General features: G+C 38.1%; 20 protein-coding genes. 13 read left to right on the top strand and 7 right to left on the bottom strand.

Annotated features, from left to right (window positions below; genetic code table 11):
- Nucleotides 1-11 precede the first annotated feature (11 nt).
- Complete coding sequence (locus tag CRJ00_RS08075; protein ID WP_099366366.1) at nt 12-2,186, top strand: S9 family peptidase; 2,175 nt, start codon at nt 12-14, stop codon at nt 2,184-2,186.
- A 177-nt stretch (nt 2,187-2,363) separates the two neighbouring features.
- The gene (locus tag CRJ00_RS08070; protein ID WP_099366365.1) at nt 2,364-2,708 is read left to right on the top strand and encodes a four-helix bundle copper-binding protein; all 345 of its coding nucleotides are present in this window, start codon (nt 2,364-2,366) and stop codon (nt 2,706-2,708) included.
- Nucleotides 2,709-2,723: 15 nt separating this feature from the next.
- On the opposite strand, the gene CRJ00_RS08065 is transcribed toward CRJ00_RS08070, so the two are convergent.
- The 3 genes from CRJ00_RS08065 to CRJ00_RS08055 all read right to left on the bottom strand — a co-directional run bounded on the left by CRJ00_RS08065 (nt 2,724) and on the right by CRJ00_RS08055 (nt 6,898).
- The gene (locus tag CRJ00_RS08065) at nt 2,724-4,070 is read right to left on the bottom strand and encodes a MutS-related protein (RefSeq protein WP_099366364.1); all 1,347 of its coding nucleotides are present in this window, start codon (nt 4,068-4,070) and stop codon (nt 2,724-2,726) included.
- 305 nt (nt 4,071-4,375) lie between these two features.
- The gene (locus CRJ00_RS08060; protein ID WP_099366363.1) at nt 4,376-5,878 is read right to left on the bottom strand and encodes an acyl-CoA dehydrogenase family protein; all 1,503 of its coding nucleotides are present in this window, start codon (nt 5,876-5,878) and stop codon (nt 4,376-4,378) included.
- Nucleotides 5,879-6,028: 150 nt separating this feature from the next.
- Nucleotides 6,029-6,898, bottom strand: a complete 870-nt coding sequence (locus CRJ00_RS08055; protein ID WP_099366362.1) for a helix-turn-helix domain-containing protein — start codon at nt 6,896-6,898, stop codon at nt 6,029-6,031.
- A 319-nt stretch (nt 6,899-7,217) separates the two neighbouring features.
- Between CRJ00_RS08055 and CRJ00_RS08050 the strand changes: the two genes are divergently transcribed.
- Entirely contained in the window at nt 7,218-7,412 is a 195-nt protein-coding gene (locus tag CRJ00_RS08050) for a cold-shock protein (protein ID WP_099366361.1), read from the top strand.
- 74 nt (nt 7,413-7,486) lie between these two features.
- Here CRJ00_RS08050 and CRJ00_RS08045 read toward each other — a convergent pair whose 3' ends face one another.
- Nucleotides 7,487-7,915: a cold-shock protein gene (locus CRJ00_RS08045; protein WP_134776718.1), complete on the bottom strand. Its 429-nt coding sequence runs from the start codon at nt 7,913-7,915 to the stop codon at nt 7,487-7,489.
- A 235-nt stretch (nt 7,916-8,150) separates the two neighbouring features.
- Between CRJ00_RS08045 and CRJ00_RS08040 the strand changes: the two genes are divergently transcribed.
- Nucleotides 8,151-10,595: a TonB-dependent receptor domain-containing protein gene (locus tag CRJ00_RS08040; protein WP_099366360.1), complete on the top strand. Its 2,445-nt coding sequence runs from the start codon at nt 8,151-8,153 to the stop codon at nt 10,593-10,595.
- Here the strand turns inward: CRJ00_RS08040 and CRJ00_RS08035 are convergent.
- Complete coding sequence (locus tag CRJ00_RS08035; protein ID WP_099366359.1) at nt 10,592-11,401, bottom strand: AraC family transcriptional regulator; 810 nt, start codon at nt 11,399-11,401, stop codon at nt 10,592-10,594. The genes CRJ00_RS08040 and CRJ00_RS08035 overlap by 4 nt on opposite strands.
- A gap of 114 nt (nt 11,402-11,515) precedes the next feature.
- A complete protein-coding gene (locus tag CRJ00_RS08030; RefSeq protein WP_144038123.1) occupies nt 11,516-12,148 on the bottom strand; it encodes a hypothetical protein in 633 nt (210 codons plus the stop codon).
- A gap of 115 nt (nt 12,149-12,263) precedes the next feature.
- Here CRJ00_RS08030 and CRJ00_RS08025 point away from each other — a divergent pair, with 115 nt between their 5' ends.
- From CRJ00_RS08025 to CRJ00_RS07990, 8 genes are all read left to right on the top strand, one after another.
- Nucleotides 12,264-13,205 carry a hypothetical protein gene (locus CRJ00_RS08025; protein WP_099366357.1) on the top strand — a complete coding sequence of 314 codons (942 nt, stop codon included), beginning with the start codon at nt 12,264-12,266 and terminating at the stop codon, nt 13,203-13,205.
- Nucleotides 13,206-13,323: 118 nt separating this feature from the next.
- Complete coding sequence (locus CRJ00_RS08020) at nt 13,324-13,944, top strand: hypothetical protein (protein ID WP_099366356.1); 621 nt, start codon at nt 13,324-13,326, stop codon at nt 13,942-13,944.
- 228 nt (nt 13,945-14,172) lie between these two features.
- On the top strand, nt 14,173-15,204 hold the full coding sequence (locus CRJ00_RS08015; protein ID WP_099366355.1) for a pirin family protein: 1,032 nt from the start codon (nt 14,173-14,175) through the stop codon (nt 15,202-15,204).
- Nucleotides 15,205-15,751: 547 nt separating this feature from the next.
- On the top strand, nt 15,752-16,489 hold the full coding sequence (locus tag CRJ00_RS08010; protein ID WP_099366354.1) for a class I SAM-dependent methyltransferase: 738 nt from the start codon (nt 15,752-15,754) through the stop codon (nt 16,487-16,489).
- A 52-nt stretch (nt 16,490-16,541) separates the two neighbouring features.
- On the top strand, nt 16,542-17,213 hold the full coding sequence (locus tag CRJ00_RS08005; protein ID WP_099366353.1) for a response regulator transcription factor: 672 nt from the start codon (nt 16,542-16,544) through the stop codon (nt 17,211-17,213).
- The gene (locus CRJ00_RS08000; protein ID WP_099366352.1) at nt 17,213-18,493 is read left to right on the top strand and encodes a type IX secretion system histidine kinase PorY; all 1,281 of its coding nucleotides are present in this window, start codon (nt 17,213-17,215) and stop codon (nt 18,491-18,493) included. Before CRJ00_RS08005 ends, CRJ00_RS08000 begins: the two co-directional genes overlap by 1 nt.
- Before the next feature lie 82 nt (nt 18,494-18,575).
- Nucleotides 18,576-19,019 (top strand): PepSY-like domain-containing protein, encoded by a 444-nt coding sequence (locus CRJ00_RS07995; RefSeq protein ID WP_099366351.1) that lies wholly within the window; start codon nt 18,576-18,578, stop codon nt 19,017-19,019.
- 50 nt (nt 19,020-19,069) lie between these two features.
- Nucleotides 19,070-19,516 (top strand): PepSY-like domain-containing protein, encoded by a 447-nt coding sequence (locus CRJ00_RS07990; RefSeq protein WP_099366350.1) that lies wholly within the window; start codon nt 19,070-19,072, stop codon nt 19,514-19,516.
- Nucleotides 19,517-19,885: 369 nt separating this feature from the next.
- On the opposite strand, the gene CRJ00_RS07985 is transcribed toward CRJ00_RS07990, so the two are convergent.
- On the bottom strand, nt 19,886-20,782 hold the full coding sequence (locus CRJ00_RS07985; protein ID WP_099366349.1) for an OmpA/MotB family protein: 897 nt from the start codon (nt 20,780-20,782) through the stop codon (nt 19,886-19,888).
- Nucleotides 20,783-21,066: 284 nt separating this feature from the next.
- On the opposite strand from CRJ00_RS07985, the gene CRJ00_RS07980 reads away from it, so the two are divergent.
- On the top strand, nt 21,067-22,377 hold the full coding sequence (locus CRJ00_RS07980) for a DEAD/DEAH box helicase (protein ID WP_099366348.1): 1,311 nt from the start codon (nt 21,067-21,069) through the stop codon (nt 22,375-22,377).
- Nucleotides 22,378-22,738 lie beyond the last annotated feature (361 nt).

Genomic DNA, 22,738 nt, shown 5'->3' with positions numbered 1-22,738 from the left:
TTTCAAAAAGAATGAAAAAACTCTTGTTATTGCTCCTTTTGAGTTCAAGCTACGCTTATGGACAAAGGAATTTAACTATTGACGAAACAGTATTTGGTCCTGGAAAATACGCTGCAAAAAGCCTTCCTGCCGCAAAATGGATCAAAAACACGGATGCCTTTTCCAGCTTGGACAGCACCTACCAGAACTTGGTTTCTTTCGATGTAAAGAACAATTGGAAACCGCAGCAGATCGCCAGCCTATCCGATCTACAATCGGCCATTAAAACCGTACTCCCTAATGAAAAAATAAACCTTCGTAATTTCCCAACCAGCTATCAATGGGAAGACAACAAAAGGATCTCCTTCCAAGTTGCTGGGGAAAACAATACCTATGGTTTGGTTTACGATCTAGCTACCAAAACCGCGCAAGTCAAAAACACCTTGCCTAAGGAGCGTGAAGGAGAAGAAATTGGATCATTAAATACACAATCAGCTTATTTGGTTGGTAATAACATCGAAATCATCCAAGCTGATGGCCAGAAGTTGCAGGTAACCCAAGATACCATCGATGGCATTGTCAATGGAACTTCGGTGATCCATAGAAATGAATTTGGGATCGATAAGGGTATGTGGTGGTCTGCGGATAATAAAAAGTTATTGTATTATCGCAAAGACGAAACCATGGTGAGCAATTATCCATTGCCACAATGGGATACACGGGTAGCTAGCATCAAAGATATCCGTTATCCAATGGCAGGTATGAAAAGTGAGGAAGTTGTCCTAAAAATCTATGACACCGAGACGAAACAGACCATCACTTTACAGACTGGGGAACCGAAGGAACAATACCTGACGATAGTAACCTGGGATCCTACCGGGGAATTCGTGTATGTTGGTGTTCTCAACCGTGGTCAGGACCATTTAAAACTGAACAAATACAAAGCCTCTACAGGCGAATTTGTTCAAACTTTGTTTGAAGAAAAATCAGACTCTTGGGTTGAACCTCAACATGCATTGGCATTCTTACCGAATAATCCTAAACAATTCATCTATCAAACGGATAAGGATGGATATAACCAACTTTACCTGTACGATACTTCAGGAAAATTGATCCGCCAATTAGGCTATAAGGATGTATTGGTGACCAATTTCCAAGGCTTTGATGAGAAAGGTTCGAAAGCCTATTATATTGGTGCGACCAACAATGGTATGGAGCGTCATCTTTTTGAAGTTGAATTAAAGAATGGAAAAACTACCCAACTGACCAAAACCAATGGTGTACACAATTCCAGCATTAGTAACAGTGGTAAATATGTATTGGATCAGTACAGCAATCTGAACACTCCAAACATCGTTCAGGTCATTGCAACGAAAGACGGCAAAGCAACGCCTATATTGCATGCTACGAATCCTTTTACGGGCAAAATCAACCTTCCTAAAATCGAATTTAAATCATTCGTATCGGCAGATGGTAAAACACCTTTGAATGCCCGCATAACTTATCCGACCAATTTTGATCCGAACAAAAAATACCCGGTCATGGTGTACCTATATGGTGGGTCACATGCTCAAATGGTAACCGATAGATGGTTAGGAGGATTAGGTTACTTCGATATGTTCATGGCACAAAATGGTTACATCGTTTTCACCTTAGACAACCGTGGCTCGGATGCTCGTGGCCGTGATTTCACACGAGTAACACACCGCAAGCTAGGTGAAGCAGAAATGGCCGATCAATTGGTGGGCATTGACTACCTGAAATCGCAACCTTATGTAGATGCAGAAAACATGGGCATCTTTGGTTGGAGCTTTGGTGGATTCATGTCGAGCTCCTTAATGACAAAGCATAATGATATTTTCAAAGCTGCTGTAGCAGGAGGTCCGGTTATGGACTGGAAATTCTATGAAGTGATGTATGGTGAACGTTATATGGATACCCCAGAAGAAAATCCGGAAGGCTATGAAAAGACTTCTCTATTGAACAAAGCCGAAAAACTGAAAGGGAACCTACTGATCATCCATGGAGCGCAGGATCCGGTGGTGGTACAACAACACAGTATGGAGTTTATCCAAAAATGTATTGAAGCCGGTAAACAAGTAGATTATTTCTTATACCCTACCCATGAACACAATGTTATGGGTAAGGATAGGATTCATATGTATGATAAAATCGCTAAATACTTCGATAACTATCTGAAAAAATAAGGGATACCTAGTCTACAAAGAATGCTAAAGGAAATAACGCATAGCCAAATGGTTATGCGTTATTTTTTTACTATGATTGAAGAACAATATCAAGTATAAACTGTTCATTCTATAAAGATAGGTCATTAAATTACTGGCGGACTCTTAGAGTTCTATAGAGGTTTTAAACAAAATATTATGATACAGACAAAATACCAGGAATGCATAGAAGCATGCAACGAATGCGTGGTGATGTGTAATCAATGTGCAATGGCATGTTTGAATGAGGAAAATGTGGAGCATTTGAGAAAATGTATTCAATTGAATTTGGAATGTGTAGCTATTTGTGAAGCATCCGTAACGAGCATGAGTTTGGATGGCAAGTTCAGCAAAGATATTTGTACACTATGTGCAGAAATATGTGATGCATGTGCGGAGGAATGTGAAAAACATGCTTCCATGGGAATGGACCATTGCAAGGAATGTGCGGAAGCATGTAGGAAATGTGCAGATGCATGTAGACAAATGATGAATGCAGCCTAATCAGGCTGCATTTCTTTATGAAATTTCTGGTGCTTTTGGATCCTTTAATTTATCGATGGATTCGAAAGCACCACTTTTTTTGAGCAACCACATGCCCAGCTTTTCTTCCGCAATACCCGGAACGATCTTGTATGTGAAAATAGGCAAGCCGTCAGGGTCACTTTCGATATTCATCTTAAAGAAATCCACCGTATTTATTTTCTTCAATTCTTCCGATAGTTCAGTGATGTGGGAAGATACAATCACAAATGGCCCATCCACTTCTGCCAGGTTCTTCATGACCTTCAGTATCGCATTGGAAGCATCGCTATGATTGGTTCCCTTGAAAAGCTCATCCAATATCATCAACGCATTGGAATGTGGTTCTAATTGATCCACGATATCCTTCAAACGCATGGCTTCCACATAAAAATGGCTATAGCCCATTTCCAGGTTATCCTGCAGATTGATACTGGTAAATAAACCGTCAATAAGATCGGTCTTTATCTGATCTGCGGGGACTGGAAAACCAATATGGGTGAGGTATAAGGCAGAGGATATCGTTTTGATGATAGAGGATTTCCCGGCCATATTTGCCCCAGTCAGGAACCATAACTTTTTATCCTTCGAAATTTTTAGATCGTTTTTTACAGGCGATTTATGGAAAATGTGATAAACACCTTCCATATAAATCTCTCCCGTTTGGTTTTTGGGATATACCTCGGGATAGCAGAATGATCTTGCTTCCGAAACTTTAGCGACAGCGAAATAGGCATCTATTTCATAGAAAAAACTGATGGCTCTCTTTATTCTGCTGGAAAGTTCGAAACGGATCAGTCGATCGAATTTATCGATGTTGAAAATATTGATTTTGATCTTTTCGGGATCTCTAGGTTTACCATCAAAAATCCTCGCTAAACAGGAATCAATGGTATCGATCATTTCTTTCAGATCCTCATCGGGGGTATGGTCATAGATCTTTTGATAGAACTTCTGGGAGTCCATCAGGAAATCACAGACCTCAAAAATATTTCGTTTTTTATAGTAATATGCGGGTGTCCGGATGCCAAAGATATCCATGAGACCGTTGGAGGTGCTCCCGCCGGAATGCCTGGTTTTAATAAACTTTTCAATGTCTTTGAGGATGACACGGTAGAATGGGAAAACCTCATGGGCGACCGCTTCTAAACGACGTATTTTGGATTGCCTGTTTTTTATGATGTCGATATCCAATACGGGATCGTAGAATACGGAAAGGAAGAATTCTTGGCCGCCTTCGGTTATGACAGCCTCTTCGTAAAAACTGAAAATGGTACGATTGCTAAAATCACGTAGTTGGAGATCCCGGAGGGTCTGTTCATCAATTAAAAACTTCTCGGCCATAGTGTTAAATATACTAATTTGTATGTTGGTAATATGGATTTAATCTTAGGTATATGAATAAAGATTATTTTTTGAGAAATTTCCATAAAAAAATGTCATGTTGAGGGGAGTTGAAGGATCTGTGGGATGGTGATCGTACAGATGCTTCGACTGCGCTCAGCATGACATTTTTGAAGATTGCTTCGTGCCTCGCAATGACATCAATCCTCGCAAGTACGTTTTCCCGTCATTGCGAGGAGGTACGACGAAGCAATCCTACCCTCCGTCTTTGCAAGGAAATCTATCCTAGGAAGAACGAAAAAATACTAGCCTAGAAAGTTAACCCAATCGGCGTTATCTGTATATTCAACCAAAGGATCAGCTTCATTCTTAGCATTTAATTGTCCTAAGAACATGGTTAGATCCATAAGCATATTCTGTCTGGTGATTTCCACCAAAGCAGGGTTAAACCCTTCCATTTTCAATACAAAATGGAAACTGATCACCCTTGCAATCATTCTACCGATCGTCACCAGGTCTCTTTGTTTCAAATTACCATCTACCGAGAGATCCAATTCTGATTTAAAATAATCCGCACTGATATCCGCGGACTTATAAGTTTTTAAGAAATTATAAAGGTTAGTCTCCTTGCTCTTACGCATCAATTTCAAAATACCTTCTGCAATCTGGCTATACAGCATCTCATTCGATCCTTCAAAAATCATGAATGGTCTGCTATCCACCACTGCCCTACCGGCAATATGATCCAAACGGTAACCATTTGCTCCAGCCAATTGCAAACTGATCTGTGCAGATTCCTGCATCAAATCGGTAACCAGTGCTTTCAAGGTATTAGCTTCTACACTTAATGTCGCCAAATCATGCTCAATCCCACTCTGTCCAACACTATATGCACACATTCCAGAACAAATCGTGTAAGCCGCTTGAATTCTTGCTACCTGATACTTAACCGCATCAATCTGCAATAATGGCGAACCACCTACGATCCTTTCTTGACAATGCTGTAAGGTCTCGTCCAATAGACGCTTAATGAAACCCATTCCCATCCCTGGAAATTGCAACCTACTGCGGTGCAACATATCCAACATCAATTTGATACCGGTACTTTCAGGAGTCAATTTCTGCTCCTCGGGAACCACCACATCAATTTCATTGATTCCATAAGGAATTGCATATAAACCTAGGTTATTATAACGATGAACCATTGGAATATGCTCTTCCGCTTTATTGTTATCTGTTACAAAGAAATCAATATCCCTTGCCAATTCACCATTCGCGCCAAATTTTCGTGCTGTAACCAACCAAAAATCAGCTGCACCACTTAATCCCTGCCAATGTTTCTGCCCTTTGATATGGTATGATCCTTCAACCTGCTGATAAGCTGTCTTCATATTCAAGGCATCACTACCATACGCTTTCTCGGTAATCATTAATCCACCCATTGCATTTTTTTCCAAAAACTGGCTAAAAATGTGCTCCTGTACAGGAAACTGTCCATATTTCGCTAAAGGCTCCAAGAATAAAGCAATATTGATCCCGAACATCAAGGATAAAGGAAGAGATTCATAAGATGCAGCAGCAAGAACACTTAAACATTCTTTTACGGAAACTCCTCTTCCTCCATGAATTTTTGGAATGGCCACCGCCAAAGGCTTATGGGCCATGATCTTGTTCAAAAACTCCTTCGGAAGATCACGATTCAAACTTAGTTGATTGATATCGTTATCCTCACGGAATAATTGTTTCAGCTCTTTACTGAAGGTATTGATATAAGTATTAAAATCTATTTGTGCTACTACTTCGCTCATTTCCTTTTTCTTTCTTGGTTATTTTCAATGTTGTTAATGCCTGTTTACTAAAAATTTGACAGAAACAAGCAATACAAAATTAATTAATAAGGAAATGCTATACTATGAGAAATAAGATAATAATTAGGACAAATCGTGCAAAACCCAAATTTACTTTACACCCTTCCGATATTCACTCGGAGAGATACCTACAATCTTTTTAAAGAGCCTTGTAAAATAAGATGGATCCGCAAAATCAAGTTCATAGGCTATGCTGGCCACACTTTTGTTGGTTTCCAGAAGCAATAATTGGCTGTTGATAATCGCCACTTCCAGGATTAATTCTTTGGATGATTTATTGAAAACAGAAGATACGCACCTGTTTAAATAATTGATGGAAACCGCCAGTTTATCTGCATAAAAATCCACGGTCTTGTGCTTATTGAAATGTAGATGAACCAATTGCTTAAATGCTAGCGCAATTTCCTGCTTCCTTTCCAAAGACTTATTAGCATTGGAAAGTTTAATGATTTTTAAGGCAACGGTTTTGAAAATACTCTCATACAGTTCCTTATAGGGTTTATCTGTATAAATCTCCCGGTATAACAAATCGAGCATATTGTTCAATTCCTGACTATCTTCCTTACTCAGGTTTAATAAGGGGGCAATATTAAAGATATGGAGGATCTCCTGTTCTCTAAACATAGAGGTCATCGCCTGTTCTTTAATTAGTACACAATAACCCTGGGCTGATTTATCCACCGAATGGATAGCCGAAATATGCCCATAATTACAGATCACCACTGCCGGAGCATTCACCATAAAGGTGGTAGATTCAATCTGTTGGTTAAAATATCCTTCTGTAATATGGATCAACAGATTGTAGCCAAAGAAGATGGGTGGAACTGGAGTTTTAAGGTAGGGCGCAATATCCCTTAATGGAAAAATCTTAATCGGCGTTTGGATATAGGTCAGATGCTTTAAACTCCCATCCATAAATTTGGATACAAACTCATCGGCATTGATCTGATTTTTTTCCATGGCTTACTGTTTATATCAAAGATAAGAATTGCAGTCTGAAACAGAATTAGAAATAATATATTGCTATTATTTTGTCATTAAACCTATTTTTCCAAGAATAAAAAATTAATATTCTTTCTTTTACAATTAAATATCTTACCTTCGTAATGTTACTTGACAAGTCTATAGGCAATAGGTATGTTCATTTGACCTATTGAAGTTATCACAATATTTTCGGCATAGTTTTTTCTATTCAATACATTGTAAAGCTTTAATTGAAAGCAAGGCGCTTTTTGCGCCTTAAAAAAACAAAATAATTTATCAATAAAATAATAATACAATGCAAGAAGGAACTATTAAATTCTTTAACGAGACTAAAGGATTCGGATTTATCACTCCATCAAACGGTGGTGCTGATGTTTTTGTTCACACTACAGGTCTTAAAGGTCCAGTACGTGAGAACGACAGAGTATCTTATGAAGTAGAAAATGGAAAAAAAGGATTAAACGCAGTAAACGTTCGCGTTATCGGTTAATTCCTCACTTTATTAAAAAAGAAAAGCAGCAATCATTCGATTGCTGCTTTTTCATTATTAAAAAAGAGTAGTATTTATAGGACTTCGACCTCCGTAATCTGATTCCCTTGTTTCGTACGTGTGTACTTGTATTTCACAGCCTGATTCAATGAAAGTGATTTACCCGCCAATTTATCATTGAAATAAACGGTCTCACGGCTTTCATTATCACGGATAAATCCATAATTACCGGTTTCATTGTAATAAGACACTTTCCCGAACAAGAATTCATCTTCCTGATCCTGCGGACGCAATAGATCCTCTTCCTTGAATTTGTACTGTTGGGTCGGTGGCGTGCTGGAAATATTTCCAAATTCATCTACATAAGCAAACATCTCTTCCAATGACTTTCCTTTGTCATTGTTCATTTTGTTCTGCTCACGTCTTTCTTGTTTTTCTAATTTCTTTAATTGTTTCTTTTTTGCAGTTTCTTTTTTCTTGAATGTAAGTTGAGTTTTTGACATTAAATACCTTTATGATTAAATAATAATGAGAGATTTGATTTTCTTTTGCAGAATGCAGAATGGAAAAAAATGGAGGTCTCTTTTGAATGTGTACAAATATACAAAAAATAAACCATATTTCCGAGAGTTCTTTAGTGCAGACCAAAATAGTCTATTTGAAAATAAAATGGTATAAAACAATGCTTATACCCTATTCTATCCTAGCTTTCTTATTTTTACGCAAAATCTAAACAACGTGAAAAAATACTACCTCCTATTCTGCCTGTTCTTTACCCTTTTTAATCTTCAAGCACAGCAAAATATCCTGTCTGGGCGGGTTGTCGATTCCTTAAGCAACCAAGGAATTCCCTACGCCTCTATTTCCATTTTGGATGCGCAACAAAAAGTGTTGGACGGAATGATTTCTGATAGTGTGGGGAAATTTGAATTTAATAAACTGAAGCAGGGCAATTATCAACTACAGATAAAGTCTATAGGCTATAAACAATACGCCAGCAAAATCAACATGACACGAAATGGTCGGATGGATTTGGGCGAAATCCTATTGACTCCAGCAGTCAACCAGATCGGACAGATAAGCATATCTGCCGGACAAACGCCACAAAAACACAGTGCAGATAGGCAAACTTACCAAGCCAGCCAATATAAGAATGCCGTAGGTGGTACTGCTTTAGACATCGTAAAGAATCTTCCTGCGGTAGCTTTAGATGGCCAAGGAAATTTAAGTGTTCGTGGAAATGCTGGCTTAATGGTATTGATCAATGGAAAACCGAGCTTAGTAGATCCTACGAGTATTTTGAACCAGATAGCGGCCAATGATGTTTCAGAGGTGGAATTCATCAGCAGCCCATCTGCACAATTCGACCCAGATGGTAAGGCAGGGATCATTAATATCAAAACGAAAAAGAACATCACAAGTGGTTTTTCATGGATCATGAACCTTCAAGGCGGTTTACCAAGCATTGACGACTATGACAATGTTAAAAAACAGCAGCGTTATGGAGCCGACATCGCTTTTCAATTCAAACAGGAAAAGCTAGAGCTCAATGGTTCTGCCAATTACCTCCGAAACGATAATGCAGGATTCAGGGATGGCGATGTCAACACCATCATTGGCGATAGACAGACATCTTTCCCATCCAAAGGTGAAAGAAGCTTCGATAAATACAATTATGGATTACGACTAAATGGTTCCTATGAATTTAATGCCCAAAACAACATCAGCATCGGTTTGTTGGCGTCTAAAAAATACCAAGACCGAATTGCCGACATTCATTATACCAATAGAACCGTAAAACCTTCTACCGGAGAGTTATTGGGGACTTCTAACTATTTCAATCCCAACCTGCAGAATAAACAAGGGGAATTCTATTTGGTCGATTTTACCTATCAGTTCAAGGTAAATCCACAACACGCTTTTACTTTAGGTGCTATTTATGAACATGCCAATATCCATGGTTCCACCAAAAACGCCAATATTGAAAATGGAATGGATACCGTTCAATATACCGATAACCGATATACGAATCCGCTGAATGGGCTAAGGCTGCAATTTAACCACCAATGGAAAATGAAGGCTGGAGAATTGTTGTCGGGTTATCAATTGCGATCAGACAAGCAGCGAGGAAACTTTGAATATTGGGAATCGAGCAGTGGCAACAATAATTTGCAGTTGATCCCTGAATTTACAGGAAAATTAAAAGCAACTAATCTGGTGCATGCCTTTTATTCCCAATTTGATAGAAAACTGGAAAAAACGCAATATTCCTTAGGGCTTCGTTACGAATATTACCAAAGAGATGTCCTTTTGCTGGATAGAAATGAGGAATTCCCCTACTCCATCCATCAATTGTATCCATCCTTTAACCTGATGCATGATCTAGGAAACAATCTATCCTGGAAAATTGCAGCAGCCAGAAGGGTACAACGAAATAATAATTTTGAATTGAACCCTATTCCAGAAAGGGAACATTCCGAAACATTGGAGCAGGGAGATCCCGAACTCCTACCCGAATTCATTACTAATGCGGAGACCGGATTGGTCAAAAAACTCAAAAACGGAACCGTATTCTTGAATGCTTATTTCCAACATAGTAAAAACCCGATTCAACGGGTCAATTCAGTGTATGCGGATACCATCCTACACCGGGTATTTACCAATGCAGATTATTCAAAACGTTTTGGTGCGGAACTTGGCGCCAATGGAAAGGTTTTTCCTTGGCTGACCCTGAACTTGGGTTTCAATGCATACCATTATTCCATTTCCGGAAAAGTATTGGATTACGAGGATACGAAAACGAATAGTGATTGGGTCTACAACATCAATTCAGGCCTACAGGCTTCTCTTGGTAAGAACTGGAGCACGGGTTTACAGGTAAATTATCTTTCTGAAAGACCAACTGTTCAAGGCGTTGATTCCCGCTTTTTAACACCGCATTTTAACCTGAGCAAATCATTCCTAAAGGGTGCAATGACTGCCCAATTGCAATGGCAAAATATAGAATTGGGAGATTGGGGCGTCAATGAGCAACGAATCAGCACTTGGGATAAAGATTTCTATACCACCACCAATTACATCTATGAGAAGAATATCCTCTTGTTGAACCTCAACATCAATCTTCAGCGGTTGAATCATCTGATAAAACTTCCAAAAAGTGAATTTGGCGAAAAAGAATTCTAAGCTTGCTGCATGCGGAAATCCTTCGCACGGATGCCAAGGTTCCGCTTAAAGTATTTGGAAAAATGAGATTTATCGGAAAATCCCAATGCATAAGCAATTTCCGAAATGCTCTTTCCGGTATATAATAAGAGCCTTTGCGCTTCCTTAAGAATATGTTCCGAAAGCACTTCCGAAGCTGTTTTCCCAGACCTTTTCTTACAGGAAGCATTGAGATTCTGAGGGCTGGTATTTAGTAATTCAGCATAATGGGCCACATGGTTCACAATAGGTCGACTTTGCCCAATGAGCTCCACAAATCGATCAAATAGATTATTATTTCTCGGAAGGTTCAATTCTGGTTTGGGTAGATTTTCCAATGTTTTAAGCAAAACCGCCTTAAAAATTGCTTCCTGAATCATTGGACTTTCCTCTTCGGCTAATAGGGCCAATAGTTGGTAAATGGATGCATCGTCCTTTAAATGAATTTGATCAAAGTCACTGATCTGCTCGAGCAATTTTAGAAATCCCTGATCCAAGCTTCTTTCCATAAACGCCCTTTTTAATAGAACCACATAACCTTCCACAGGGCGTTCCAATTCCCAGAAATGCACATTGTCCTGTCGGATTACCAATAAACAAGGTGTCTTGACCAAAATTTCCCGCGTATCGATGGTATGTTTACCAGCAGTATGCGACAAGTACACCAATTCCAGATAACCATTATGCTTATGGGGTTTTGTGTTTGTTTTCTCTTGGTCAAATAAGGCTACCTTGAGAAGGCGTTTAGGCTCAAGTTTATCCTTGATAATGATTTCCTTCTTATCCATTGGCTAAATATACTAAAAAGTAAAACCCCCAGCAATTGCCAGAGGTTTAGCATTATTCACTATTAACTATAAAAAATTAAATTGATTTGATGGTCTTATTTATAATCTGAGGATTTAGAATCTGAAGGATAAAAACACCCTTGGTCCAGAAAGTTTGTATTTATGCGAGACTTTTTCTTCCTGCTCCTCTTCCATATCCTCCACATCCAAGCTAAAATTATGTTTGGCGGTTCCCCAACGCTGTTCTACTCCTATTCCAAAAGCGGAATAATTTATACTTATACCAGCGACATTAAGTCCTGCATATCCACCAGAAAATTCCGAATCCGCAAACATCATGGAATAACTTGGCGCATAACGGTAGTAGGTGGAGAAAGTCAATCCATCGATTGGAGCAATATGTACCGAAGGTCCTACCTGCATACCTGCTTCTGCTTTATGCGTTACGAAGCTTTCTTCCTCATCAACCACCTCTTCCTTATATTGCACATAATTTAGATCAATATAAGTCCAATCAATCCCGAAATAGATCATTTTGGCCACAGGTTTGTTCAGGATATAGAATGTTCTTCCGCTGTTGAACGTTCCTCCAATTTTACTTTTTAATTCGAATGCATCGTTATCATCCGCAAAACTTAAGGTTTGTGAGGAATAACCTACATTGATGTACTTTCCTCCGGGTCTGTTCTGTGCCATTAAGGCAATTGAAAAGAACATGGGCACTAGCATTAATAGAAACTTTTTCATTTTGATTAATTATGTTGGTTTTATATTACCAGCAAAATTATCACCTACATCAATAGAAATAAATACCCCATATAGGGTAATTTTATTATTATTGCTAATAAATTCATAAAGTATTATGCAAAAGCCAACCAATTACCTTCTCACTATCATAAGCTTACTTTTTTTATTCCAAATTGCATATGGCCAGGAAGAAATTGATATCCAAATAATTCCTAAATGGGAAAAAGGCGATTCATTAAACTATATCATTCATAAAGAAAAAACTGAAACGGTTAATGGAGAATTGGTCAAGTCCAATAAAGGGAGCCTAATGGCAAAATTTAAAGTTTTGGATGTTGCTGAGAATGGTTATAAAATTCAGTGGCTATATCAAACTGATTTTGAATCTTTAGGAATCCCAGAAAAATATCATGATGCATTAAAGGATTTTTCGCAGATCAAGGTGGTTTATCGTACCGATCAAAATGGAGTCTTTCAGGAAGTCCTAAATACAGCGGAATTGATGAGTAACATGGAACAATCTCTTAAAAAATTCTTTTCCATACTTAAAAAAGAAGAACCTGAAATGGCAGACGATATGGATTTCGCCATGAGCCAAACAATAGAGTTGTTCAAGGACAAGCAATTAATAGAATCCATTGCATTTAAAGAAATCAAACTATTGCATGGCCTTTACGGAAACTATTTTACCTCTAAGGAGAAGGAAACATACCAGGAAGATGCACCGAACATTCTTGGCAGTATTCCATTATCTATTAAAAGCAGCATTTGGTTAGACACTATTCAAGCCGATCAGGTAGCCATCATCAAAAAAGAATCGGAAATTGATGAAGAAGAACTCAAGCAATTAATAGGAAAAATTCAAAGTCAATTTGACTTGAAGAACAAGGAAGATTTGAATTCCGTTAATATAGAATTAAAGGATCGGTATGAATTGCATTTTGATCTAAAAACTGGAAACATATTAAAAGCGGCCTCAGAAAGAATTGTTGATGGTCAAGAGGTAAAAGGCAAAACTTTAGTAAAAGAGCTGGTAAGCATTGAGCTTGTTAAATAGACTTAGACTTTATTAATTTTTTTTCTAAAATATAGGATTTTTAGAAATAAATTAACTAATTTTAGGCTAAGCGATAAGGATATAACCAACCGTATCGAACGTATCATTAACCTTTTTTATGAATACCTTCAGCATCATTACTATACTTGTTGTATTGTTTGTGATCTTCATGCTATTAAAAACCGTAAATAGCAAAGGAGATGTGTCCCCTATTCAACAGTTCAATGAAGAGGATTTTATCAAAAAAAACAATGATAAAGTGATTCGTGTTAAAGGCCCAATCTTCAACGACGTTAAAAACCACTGCAAAGCGTTCTGTGATCAATTCAATGAGCAGAAATTCCAGGTCATCATCAACCTGACCCGCTTAGATGCCCAAACGAATCTATTGACTTTTCCCTATGATATAGATATGAAGCATTTCTGCTACCTGATCAATTACCTGCATCATGTAAAGGAATGGAATCCCAATGTCCAGGTGACCGGTTGGCACAGTTGCAAAGAAAAAGATTCCTGGGCAATTGATCCGTTATTTCATAAACAGTTAATGATTTCTCTGCCGCAAAATGAAACGCATACAGATTATGTGTATGCTGTTAGTGAAGATAAATTAGGTTACAAACTCCTTTTTAACTTTGATAAAGAGACTATCCCTTTGGACCGCCTGCCATTTGAATTTGAAAAATGTTGCGAAAACCTGGAAGATTACAGCTTCGGAAAAGGAATTATTGTCAGTTAATGGTGATTAGTTAACAAATCCAACTGACAGATAGACAGTTTTGTCAGGTTTTCTAACATAAAAGGGTCCTTTATATCCATCCTATCCCCTACCAAAATCCAGCTGTTAAGCCTAAACCATTTGGGTTACTCCTTGTTAACTAGTTACCTAGAAGTAAGTCCAGCCCGTTTTTTGGCCTTATGGACTACTGTTTGATGGTATCTAGGAAAACAAAAAAAAGGAAATATCATGAAAGTAAAAAACATAAGCAAAGTAGAAGGAAGATTACCATTACGCGATCCGTTTATTATGGGCGCTTACCATTATGAACTTTATCCAGAAGGAAATGGAAAGTTAGGTCCGAAGGCATCATTGGCAGGAAGAAACATCGGTAACGACTTTGATCGTAGCAATCCTTGGCGGATGTACCATGGACAGCAAATCCCAGGTTTCCCTCATCACCCACACCGGGGCTTTGAGATCATCACCATTGTTTCTGAAGGATACGCAGACCACTTTGATTCCAAAGGTTCCAAAGGAAGATATGGGGATGGCGATGTACAGTTGATGAGTGCAGGCGAAGGTGTTCTTCATGCGGAGATGTTCCCATTGATCCATGAAGATAAGCCAAATCCATTACGTTTATTCCAAATCTGGGTAAATATGGCCGGAAAGGATAAATTGACGGAACCAGATTATAAGATGTTATGGAAAGAGATCATTCCGGAAGCAGTTTTGGATCAAGAAGGAAAGAAAGTAAGCATTAAAGTTATCCATGGCGAATATTATGGTGTGAAATCCTTGGGTGCATTGAAACACTCTTGGGCTCGCGACCCTGAGCATCATGTGGGTGCGGCGTTAATAGAGATGGAACCAGGAACAGCAATCAACCTAGATGCAGTTTCCAAAACCATGAACCGTTTTGTGCTATATTATGATGGGCAGGATCCTGTGGAAATGGCGGATTATAAGGTTCAGCCAAACCACATGGCTGATTTGGGAGGTGATGAAGAAATCTGGATCAAAAATACAGGATCTGGCATTGCGAAGTTGTTGATCTTAGAAGGTGAACCTATTGGTGAGCCGGTTGCAGCCTATGGGCCATTTGTTATGAATACTGAAAAAGAATTGCAGGAAGCTTTTAATCAATACCGCAGAACAGAATTTGGCGGTTGGCCATGGGGCGGTGAAGAGCAAGATTTAGTACACGCGAAAGATACAGGACGCTTTGCAAGTTATGATTTTGATAAGGTGATTGATAAGCCTGAGGAGGTTAATTAAAGCTTTTTAATGGTGGATTGCCATGAAATTGTCAGTAAAGATGATTTTTTATTAAAATTTTAGTTAAGTATGTTTTTCGGCACAGAACTTGAAATATACTTATCAAATTTCATAATTTAGGTTAATAATTGGTTAGTTAAGACTCCTGGAGCTCCCCGCTTCAGGAGTTTTTTTATGGTTTGCTTCGTGGTGAAAGCATAGTGAAAGTATACTTAAAGTATGTAAAATGTATGCTTCATATAGTTTCTTGTTACTTTACCCTTGCTTTAAACATGCTTAAAGGGCGATTCTAACCCAAATTCAAACTTATTTTGAAGGGTCAGGTGGGATACGAGGTCGAGGAAATGGTTAATTTATGTTAAGATTGGATGGTTAGTGGGCTGATTTTGAATTGTATGTGTAATTATAAATACTTTGGCACGAAGATTGAAATATGTTTTGCTCATAATTTAGGTTAATAATTGGTTAGTTAAAAACTCCTGGATCTCCCCGCTTCAGGAGTTTTTTTTATATTCATGGCCAGAATCAATTACCATATCTAAAAAAAATGAATATATACGATCCAGCATTTGTCAAAAAGCTTTTCAATCAAATGTCTTCTTCCTATGAAAGAATGAATTATATTACTTCATTCGGATTTAGTATTCGTTGGAGAAAACAATTTATAAATGTGTTAGCTGAAAACAATGACCCTATCCAAGTAATTGATATCTTATCTGGTTTAGGTGAAAACTGGAACTTATTGTTGAAAAAATATCCTAACGCCACTTTTTATGCATTGGATTTTTCAGAAGAAATGCAAAGGAAAGCAAAAGCTAAGGGAGATAAACTTTTCTCCGGAAAATTAAAGACATTTACGGAAGATGTACTTAACAATTCGCTGCCCGCAAACAGTTTTGATATTCTTACCTGTGCATATGGCCTAAAAACATTCAATAAAGATCAACTGAACCAATTGGCCTTAGAGGTCTCCCGAATCTTAAAGCCAGGAGGAAAATTTAGTTTTGTGGAAGTTTCCAAACCATCTAACCCTGTTTTGAACTTTTTCTATGGATTTTATTTGGGAAAATTAATTCCAATCCTTGGTAAATTATTCCTCGGCAATCCCAGTGATTACCGTATGCTGTGGATTTACAGTAAGAACTTCGGCGATTGTAAATTTGTTCAAGAAATATTCCTACACCATGGATTAGAGGTAAACCTCAATAACTATTTTTACGGTTGTGCTTCAGGCATCTCAGGTACTAAAAAATATTCCCAAATCTTTCCAGAATTAAGCGCTTAACTTGCCAAAGTATTCACCTTGGTTTTAAAAAAGAATAACATACCTTTAAAAAATGAAGATCCTGATCATAGAAGATGAAATAGACCTGTTGCAGAACAGCAAAGAGTTTTTGGAAGCAGAAAATTTCTTGGTAGAAACGGCCATGGATTATCCATCTGGCCTGGAGAAAGTAATGAACTACCAATACGATTGTATTCTTTTGGACATCATGATCCCTGGCGGATCAGGATTGGATATCCTTAAACAAATGAAAGCGGCAAATCGCAAACAGGCCGTACTCATTCTATCAGCAAAAGACTCCGTAGCAGATAAAGTGCTGGGATTAGAGATCGGGGCGGATGATTACCTGGCAAAACCCTTCCATTTTGCAGAGCTACTGGCAAGGATCAAATCCATTATCCGCAGAAATGCGCAGGAAGGTTCTTCCCTACTTACCTATAAGAACATTACGGTGGATCCTGAAAACCGGATTGTTCGTATTGCCGACAAGACACTATCATTCAACAGAAAAGAATTTGATATGTTATATTACTTTCTGTTGAGGCCAAATAAATTATTAGAAAAAACCACCTTGGCAGAAGCCGTTTGGGGTGATCATGCAGATCAGGCAGATAATTTGGATTTCATCTATTCCCAGATAAAAAATATTCGAAAAAAATTAAAGGATGCCGATGCCGAAGCTGATATCCAAGCGGTCTACGGTGTAGGTTATAAACTCGTATAATGGCAATATCCGTTAAAAATTACACGAATCGATACCTGGTTCTAGCCATTTTGGTCATTATGGCCATTTGGGCTTTATTGTTCTATGCCCTCCTCATGGATGAGGTATATGACAATGTAGATGATGGACTGAAGAACCAAAAAATCGAGATCATTCGGGAAGCTTTTAAAGATCCTTCGGTAATAACGGATAATAAAACCTATGGCATCAATCAATTTATCATCCGGGAGGTAGCGCCAAGGGAAGATTTGGACAAAAATAATTTTTCCAGAAAATTGATCTACATGCCCTATGATGAAGAAGATGAACCTTATCGCATCCTAAGTACCGGATTTTTCAGCAAAGATGGGAAGGCTTATGAGCTGGAAATACGCACATCTACTGTAGAAGAAGACGATTTCCTGATCAATTTAGCGATTTCTTTATCCGTATTATATATAGTGATTGTCTTAAGCATAATCATCATCAATCATTTTGTACTGCGGAATGCCTGGAAACCGTTTAAACAAACCCTCCGCAACCTTAGTCAATACCGTTTTGGGGAATCAAAAAGTTTTCAACCTGTAAAAAGCCAGGTTAAGGAATTCGAAGAGCTCAATCTGCAGATCGCCAAAATGATCGATCGAAATGAAATGGTCTTTGAAGATCAGAAAAGGTTTCTGGAAAATGCCTCCCATGAGCTACAGACCCCTTTGGCAGTGAGTATTGGTAAAATGGAGCTTTTATTGCAGGATGAAGCATTCAACGAATCCCAATTGAAAAAATTAGCTGAAGCGAAGCAATCCCTTCATCGGATGGTAGGTTTGAACAAATCCTTATTAATGCTATCCAGAATTGAAAACCACCAATATAATCAAACCGAAAAAATAGATTTCAATGCATTAACGAAGAATTTGTTGGAAGAACTGGAAGATATTTATACGTACAAGGAAGTACAGGTTTCCTTGGAAGATAAGGGTATTTTTTTAGCGGATTGTAACCCGGAACTAGCACAAATACTGATCGGAAATCTGCTCAGGAATGCAATCAAATATAATAGACCACAGGGACAAATTCAAGTGGTTTTTTCGGAAAGGACTATCCGTATTGCTAATGATAGCCTGGGAGAAGCACTAAATCCGAAATACATTTTCGAACGATTCCATAAAGGCACACAGGATAGTACCTCTAATGGATTAGGATTATCCATCGTGCAATCCATATTGGAGAAATATCCACATTTAACGATTCAATATCAGTTTATTCATAATCAACATGTTTTTGAATTAATAAAAAATTAAAATTTATTTCATTTTACCTCCGTATTCCTAATTGTTTCCTAAATTGATGTAGACCTTTGATTCAAATCATAAGAACAAAGACATGAAATCAATAACAAAAATCAGTATGATCGCAGCAATGCTTGTTGCATCATTCAGTGCATCGGCACAGAAAAAAGTATTGGAATTTAATCAACTACCAAAAACGGCTCAATCATTTGTGAATACACATTATAATAAGGGTCAAATTTCCTTGGTAAGCTCTGAAAAAGAAATGCTTTCGGGTATGGAATACAAAGTTGTCCTACAAAATGGGACAGAGATTGAGTTTGATCAAAAAGGAAACTGGACAGAAGTGGATGCAAAACAAAAATCAGTTCCGCAGGCTATTATTCCAGCTTCTATATTGAACTATGTGCGCAAAAGTTTTCCAAATAATGAGGTTGTTCAATTGAAAAAGGAAAGAAATGGATTTGAGGTGGAATTGACCAGCGGATTGGACCTAGAGTTCAATAAAAAAGGAGAATTTATAAGAATCGATGATTAATAATTCATCGTTAGAAATTAAAAAATTGATAATAAAAAATTAAACATAACATGAAAAAATTACTATTTACATTAACTGCTATATTGAGTTTTGGGATTTTGTTTATTTCCTGTGATAAGGAGGAAGTTATTCAAGCGGATCAATTACCGAAAGAGGCCAATACCTTTTTAAATACGCACTTTAATGGGGTGAAAATCCTTCAAGTGGAAAAAGAAAAGGAAGCTTTATCAGGAACAGAGTATAAAGCAATTTTGGCAACTGGTGTTCAGGTGAAGTTTGATAAGAATGGAGATTGGACAGAAGTGGAATCCAATAATAATACGGCAATCAGTACGGGTTTTATCCTTGCGCCGATTGTAAGTTATATTAATGAAAATTATGCGAATTCTGGAATCAAGAGCATTGAAAAAGAAAAGCATGGCTTTGATGTGGAATTGGTGAATGATATCGATTTGGTATTCGATAAAGAAGGTAAGTTTTTAAGAGTAGATTTATAAGAGGTTTTTACAAGTAGTACGTGCTGCCGTCATTGCGAGGAGGCACACCCTACCGTCATTGCGAGGAGGCACGACGAAGCAATCTGTCCGCATGTCATGCTGAGCGTAGTCGAAGCATCTGTTCTTAAGTAGTATTGCAGATCCTTCGACGCTGCTCAGGATGACAATGTTCAAAGATTGCTTCGTTCCTCGCAATGACGTATGGATCGCTTCGTTCCTCGCAATGACGTATGGATTGCTTCGTCGTACCTCCTCGCAATGACGTATGAATCGCAATGACGTATGTTTCACAATGACATAACCCAAAAAAAAGGCTGTATCAAATATTCTGATACAGCCTTTAAATATTAAGGTTTTAAATAAATTCGCTTACAATCCAGAGGTATCTGCTGCAGATGCATCCGCATCAGAGGTTTCTGGTGCCTGATCAATCAGCTCCATAAATTGATCCAATTTAGGGGTAATTATGATCTGCGTTCTACGGTTTCTCGCTTTACCATCAGCCGAATCATTGCTTGCAATCGGGTTATATTCTCCACGACCACCAGCAGTCAGACGCTTAGGATCTACACCATAGGTATTCTGTAATGCCTGTACAACAGAAGATGCACGTAAAGTACTTAGATCCCAGTTATTTCTAATATTGGTTTTCGAAATAGGATCTGTATCGGTATTACCTTCGATCAACACATCATACTCTCTGTAATCCTGGATGATCTTAGCAATTTTGGATAAGGTCTCACCTGCACGATCAGAAATTTCATAACTTCCTGATTTGTACAACATATTATCCGAAAGGGAAATATAAACCACACCTTTCAATACTTTCACATCTACATCGCGTAATTCTTCACGGCTTAATGAACGGGTCAAATTATTTGTCAACACCAGATTAAGGGAATCACTTTTGTTTTTGGTGTTCACCAAGTGCTGGATGTATTTATTAGAAGCGTTGATTTCATCCACCAATTTGGAAATATTGACATTTCCCTGGGTGTTTTGGTTGATACTATTATCCAAAGTGGATTGCAGTTTTGCCAATGCCTCCCGAAGACCTGCATTGGTTTTACGCTCCTGTTCCAACTGTTCTTCTAAACTGGTAACGCGGGCTCTACTTTCGGCAAGCTCCACTTGACTTTTTTGATATTGCGCACTCAAGTCATTATACTGAGCATCCAATGCCTGGTATGTTTTTTTACTTACCCCACAGGAGGAAATAAAAATAAGCGACATGAGGAATAAGGGGATACTGATTCTTTTTATCATAACACGTAATTTAATTATAAAATTCAATAGCTCCTACAAGATAAGCAAAAGCGATGCCTTTATCTGTTAAGTTAATTTTAAAAATAAAAATTAAGCAGATTTTTTACTATAAAAAAAACTCCTGAAGCGGGGAGCTCCAGGAGTTTTAACTAACCAATTATTAACCTAAATTATGAGCTAAATAGTATTCAATCTCCGTGCCGAAAATGAAATGACCTCTCCTTTGTTAACATTATTTAACGAATATCCCCTGCCTATCCAATAAATTATGATAATTTTGCAGCATGCAACAGGAAAAATCATATATCGATAGATTAGGAATAGAGGCGCTGAACCCCATGCAGGAGGCCGTAGTGAGTCAATTTGACGACACTCGGGATTTTATTCTGCTCTCCCCTACAGGTTCTGGAAAAACATTGGCCTTCTCCTTAATCCTGATGCAATTGCTGAAAAAATACCCTATCCAGGCTTCTTCGGCGCTGATTGTAGTACCTACCAGAGAACTGGCACTTCAGATCGAATCGGTTATCCGAAAGATGGATAATACCCTTTCCTTGGTTTGTTTATACGGTGGAAATGATAACCGTATGGAGAAAAACAAGCTTAAGGAAGGTCCTTCCCTGATCATAGCTACTCCTGGTCGATTGATCTACCACTTGGAAAGAAGACCTGATCTGTTAGAAAACTGCCATACTCTGATCCTGGATGAGTTTGATAAATCCTTGGAATTAGGATTTTCTGAGCAAATTTCCTACATCATCAACAGCTGTAGGAACATCAAGCACCAAGTGATGACATCGGCGACCGATGTAACCGACAAGCCTAATTTCATCCAGCTTAATGATCCCATTAAATTGGATTTCTTGAACAAGGAGGCTTTAATCCCGAGTTTGGATTACCATAAGGTGGAGGTGTCCAGCAAAATGAAATTGGAAGGTCTCTTTAAATTGATCTGTAAGATTGGTGCTGAGCGGATCCTGGTTTTCTGTAACCATCGCGAAGCCGCAGAACATATTTCCGAACTATTGGAAAGCAAAGGAATCGATAGCATCCCTTATCATGGTGGATTGGATCAATTTTTCCGTGAGCTAGCTATATTAAAAATTAAGAATGGTAGCCAATTGATATTGGTAACTACGGATTTGGCCTCGAGAGGTCTTGATATTCCGGATATGAACCATGTGGTGCATTATCAGTTCCCACCTAAGGAAGAGGATTTTATCCATAGAAACGGTCGCGCTGGGAGAAACCAGCAGGAAGGACATGTTTATGGGGTATTAACGACGGAGGAAAGAGTACCGGTTTATTTTCAGGACGTACCGGTGATGGAGTTGAATGAGTTCTACCCTATCCCAGAACCTCCGAAATACCAAACTATTCGTATAACGGCCGGAAAACGCCAAAAAGTAAATAAGATTGATATCGTTGGTTTTATTCTGAACCTGGGAGATTTTAAGAAGGAAGATCTTGGAATGATCGATGTAAAACCCAATGAATCTTATGTAGCTGTTAGTAGAGCTATTGCAAGAGAAGTTATTAAGCTAGGATCTAATGGTAGGATCAAAGGCCAGAAGGTAAGGTTGAATTTAATTTAAGGGTTGTATTAACGCGTCATTGCGAGGAACGAAGCAATCCCCGCGTCATCGTAAGTTTGTATAAAAGTTATAGGAATTAAAGAGACAGAATATAATTTTGTATTTCATTTAGGATACAGCGAGAGAGGGAGTAAGATTTTTAATCGTCATTGGTCCTTGAGAGACCCTTCGCAATGTTAATCCCCCTCTCTTATTCCTATCATAAACTTGGACAGTTCATTAGGCCAGGAGCCTGTTTTTACGATTGATAAGTTATGATAAGAGCTGCTGTGATCCACAAATATGATATACAAATATGGTAACAGGTATTGATTGTTCAAAGGATTATTTTGACATTTCTGTCCAATCGGGAGAGAAAGAG

The organism is Sphingobacterium sp. 1.A.4 (assembly GCF_002734245.1).
GTDB classification, from domain to species: domain Bacteria; phylum Bacteroidota; class Bacteroidia; order Sphingobacteriales; family Sphingobacteriaceae; genus Sphingobacterium; species Sphingobacterium tenebrionis.
This window is presented reverse-complemented; position numbering and strand designations above follow the sequence as displayed.

Coding starts and splice junctions, on each gene's coding strand:
- CRJ00_RS08055 (WP_099366362.1), bottom strand. CDS start 6,898: ATGGAAAAAAATCAGATCAATGCCGATGAGTTTGTATCCAAATTTATG.
- CRJ00_RS08035 (WP_099366359.1), bottom strand. CDS start 11,401: ATGGATAAGAAGGAAATCATTATCAAGGATAAACTTGAGCCTAAACGC.
- CRJ00_RS08025 (WP_099366357.1), top strand. CDS start 12,264: ATGCAAAAGCCAACCAATTACCTTCTCACTATCATAAGCTTACTTTTT.
- CRJ00_RS08045 (WP_134776718.1), bottom strand. CDS start 7,915: ATGTCAAAAACTCAACTTACATTCAAGAAAAAAGAAACTGCAAAAAAG.
- CRJ00_RS08075 (WP_099366366.1), top strand. CDS start 12: ATGAAAAAACTCTTGTTATTGCTCCTTTTGAGTTCAAGCTACGCTTAT.
- CRJ00_RS08005 (WP_099366353.1), top strand. CDS start 16,542: ATGAAGATCCTGATCATAGAAGATGAAATAGACCTGTTGCAGAACAGC.
- CRJ00_RS08030 (WP_144038123.1), bottom strand. CDS start 12,148: ATGAAAAAGTTTCTATTAATGCTAGTGCCCATGTTCTTTTCAATTGCC.
- CRJ00_RS07985 (WP_099366349.1), bottom strand. CDS start 20,782: ATGATAAAAAGAATCAGTATCCCCTTATTCCTCATGTCGCTTATTTTT.
- CRJ00_RS07995 (WP_099366351.1), top strand. CDS start 18,576: ATGAAATCAATAACAAAAATCAGTATGATCGCAGCAATGCTTGTTGCA.
- CRJ00_RS07990 (WP_099366350.1), top strand. CDS start 19,070: ATGAAAAAATTACTATTTACATTAACTGCTATATTGAGTTTTGGGATT.
- CRJ00_RS08020 (WP_099366356.1), top strand. CDS start 13,324: ATGAATACCTTCAGCATCATTACTATACTTGTTGTATTGTTTGTGATC.
- CRJ00_RS07980 (WP_099366348.1), top strand. CDS start 21,067: ATGCAACAGGAAAAATCATATATCGATAGATTAGGAATAGAGGCGCTG.
- CRJ00_RS08070 (WP_099366365.1), top strand. CDS start 2,364: ATGATACAGACAAAATACCAGGAATGCATAGAAGCATGCAACGAATGC.
- CRJ00_RS08015 (WP_099366355.1), top strand. CDS start 14,173: ATGAAAGTAAAAAACATAAGCAAAGTAGAAGGAAGATTACCATTACGC.
- CRJ00_RS08010 (WP_099366354.1), top strand. CDS start 15,752: ATGAATATATACGATCCAGCATTTGTCAAAAAGCTTTTCAATCAAATG.
- CRJ00_RS08060 (WP_099366363.1), bottom strand. CDS start 5,878: ATGAGCGAAGTAGTAGCACAAATAGATTTTAATACTTATATCAATACC.
- CRJ00_RS08065 (WP_099366364.1), bottom strand. CDS start 4,070: ATGGCCGAGAAGTTTTTAATTGATGAACAGACCCTCCGGGATCTCCAA.
- CRJ00_RS08050 (WP_099366361.1), top strand. CDS start 7,218: ATGCAAGAAGGAACTATTAAATTCTTTAACGAGACTAAAGGATTCGGA.
- CRJ00_RS08000 (WP_099366352.1), top strand. CDS start 17,213: ATGGCAATATCCGTTAAAAATTACACGAATCGATACCTGGTTCTAGCC.